At 49.9% G+C, this 2,500-nt stretch carries 2 tRNA genes and 2 rRNA genes (1 of these 4 cut by a window edge); all 4 read left to right on the top strand.

The window, feature by feature from the left end:
- Window positions 1-14, top strand: a 16S ribosomal RNA gene (locus MPL1_RS13075); it begins 1,522 nt to the left of the window's first position.
- Between the two features lie 60 nt (window positions 15-74).
- Window positions 75-151, top strand: a tRNA-Ile gene (locus MPL1_RS13070).
- 127 nt (window positions 152-278) lie between these two features.
- Window positions 279-354: transfer RNA gene (locus MPL1_RS13065), tRNA-Ala, on the top strand.
- Between the two features lie 288 nt (window positions 355-642).
- Window positions 643-2,500, top strand: a 23S ribosomal RNA gene (locus tag MPL1_RS13060); the annotation flags it as partial.

Raw genomic sequence — 2,500 nt, 5'->3', positions numbered from 1 at the left:
GGATCACCTCCTTTCATAGAGAAACGACTGCGTAAGTACTCACACAAATTACTTGATTTGACAGAGAGATATCTGGGTCTGTAGCTCAGTTGGTTAGAGCGCACCCCTGATAAGGGTGAGGTCGGAAGTTCAAATCTTCCCAGACCCACCACTTTTCCGCATATTGCCCGCTTTTGTCAGCTCACTGCCGAGAAGCAGCTTCGCCGACAAAACCGAACAATCTGCGAAAAAGCCCTTGAAACAGGGGTTAAGTGGTAACCCAAAGGAAAACCCAAGATGGGGCTATAGCTCAGCTGGGAGAGCGCCTGCCTTGCACGCAGGAGGTCGGCGGTTCGATCCCGCCTAGCTCCACCAACTAAGTGGAGCGGTAAATCAGGTTCCACCAACTAAGTGGAGCGATAGATTGGTTCCACCAACTAAGTGGAGCGAAACAAGTGCCACCCGATAATCTCTCAAAAGTAAAGAAACAGCTGTGAGTGGACTTATATCGATGAGTTGACTGACAAGTGTTTCGGCACTGCTCTTTAACAAAACGGAAAGTAACAAGGCATAAGACTTAACTGTAGAGATACAGATGAGTTTTATAGTAAAGAAACTGATGTAGCAAAACGACATATATCCCAAGTTGACTTCGGGTTATATGGTCAAGTGAATAAGCGCACATGGTGGATGCCTTGGCGATAAGAGGCGATGAAGGACGTAGTAATCTGCGATAAGCGTAGGGGAGCTGATAAACAAGCTTTGAGCCTACGATTTCCGAATGGGGCAACCCACTTACCCTTGGGTAGGTATCGTTAAGTGAATACATAGCTTAACGAGGCGAACCCGGCGAACTGAAACATCTAAGTAGCCGGAGGAACAGAAATCAACCGAGATTTCCTAAGTAGCGGCGAGCGAACGGGAAACAGCCTGCAAGTGATATTAAGCATTTTAGTGGAATGGTCTGGAAAGGCCTGCGATAGAGGGTGATAGTCCCGTACACGAAAAGGTGCTTAAGGTACTAGGCTTGCGACAAGTAGGGCGGGGCACGTGAAACCTTGTCTGAACATGGGGGGACCATCCTCCAAGGCTAAATACTCCTTATCGACCGATAGTGAACCAGTACCGTGAGGGAAAGGCGAAAAGAACCCCGTTGAGGGGAGTGAAATAGAACCTGAAACCGTGTGCGTACAAGCAGTGGGAGCCCCATCACTAAGCTATTTTTTTAGTGATGCGTTATTAAACACCTTTGATTGGGAGGTGGCGAGCGAGAGCGAGCCCAACCAACAAAACAAGCCGCCACAAGCAAATGGTGAGCGAGCGTTTTTGTTGAGGTGGCGAGCGAGAGCGAGCCCAACCTAACCTAACCAAACAAGCAGAGGTAGCTTAGTGATGGGGTGACTGCGTACCTTTTGTATAATGGGTCAGCGACTTAATTTCAGTAGCGAGCTTAACCGAATAGGGGAGGCGAAGGGAAACCGAGTCTTAATAGGGCGACGAGTTGCTGGGATTAGACCCGAAACCTGGCGATCTATCCATGGTCAGGCTGAAGGTGAGGTAACACTTACTGGAGGGCCGAACCCACGTCTGTTGAAAAAGACGGGGATGAACTGTGGATCGGAGTGAAAGGCTAATCAAGCCAGGAGATAGCTGGTTCTCCTCGAAAGCTATTTAGGTAGCGCCTCGTGTCTCACTCTCGGGGGTAGAGCACTGTTTGGGCTAGGGGGTCATCTCGACTTACCAACCCCATGCAAACTCCGAATACCGAGAAGTGCAATCACGGGAGACACACGGCGGGTGATAACGTCCGTCGTGGAAAGGGAAACAACCCAGACCATCAGCTAAGGTCCCAAAATTATGGCTCAGTGGAAAACGAGGTGGGAAGGCACAGACAGCTAGGAGGTTGGCTTAGAAGCAGCCACCCTTTAAAGAAAGCGTAATAGCTCACTAGTCGAGTCGGCCTGCGCGGAAGATGTACCGGGGCTTAAGCCATATACCGAAGCTATGGATGCCATCCTATGGATGGCATGGTAGAGGAGCGTTGTGTAAGTCTGTGAAGGTGAGTTGAGAAGCTTGCTGGAGATATCACAAGTGCGAATGCTGACATGAGTAACGATAAAGGGGGTGAGAGGCCCCCTCGCCGAAAATCCAAGGTTTCCTGCTCAACGCTAATCGGAGCAGGGTGAGTCGGCCCCTAAGGCGAGGCAGAAATGCGTAGTCGATGGGAAACAGGTTAATATTCCTGTACCGTTTGTTACTGCGATGGGATGACGGAGAAGGTTAGGTCAGCCAGCGGTTGGAAGTGCTGGTTTAAGCGTGTAGGCAGTGTTTTTAGGCAAATCCGAAGACACAATGCCAAGGCGTGATGACGAGTTCCGTAGGGAACGAAGTGATTGATACCCTGCTTCCAGGAAAAGTCTCTAAGCTTCAGGTAACAGATGACCGTACCCCAACCGACACAGGTGGATGGGATGAGAATTCTAAGGCGCTTGAGAGAACTCGGGWGAAGGAATAGGCAAAA

It is taken from the genome of Methylophaga lonarensis MPL (assembly GCF_000349205.1).
In the GTDB taxonomy this organism is placed as follows: Bacteria; Pseudomonadota; Gammaproteobacteria; order Nitrosococcales; family Methylophagaceae; genus Methylophaga; species Methylophaga lonarensis.
This window is presented reverse-complemented; position numbering and strand designations above follow the sequence as displayed.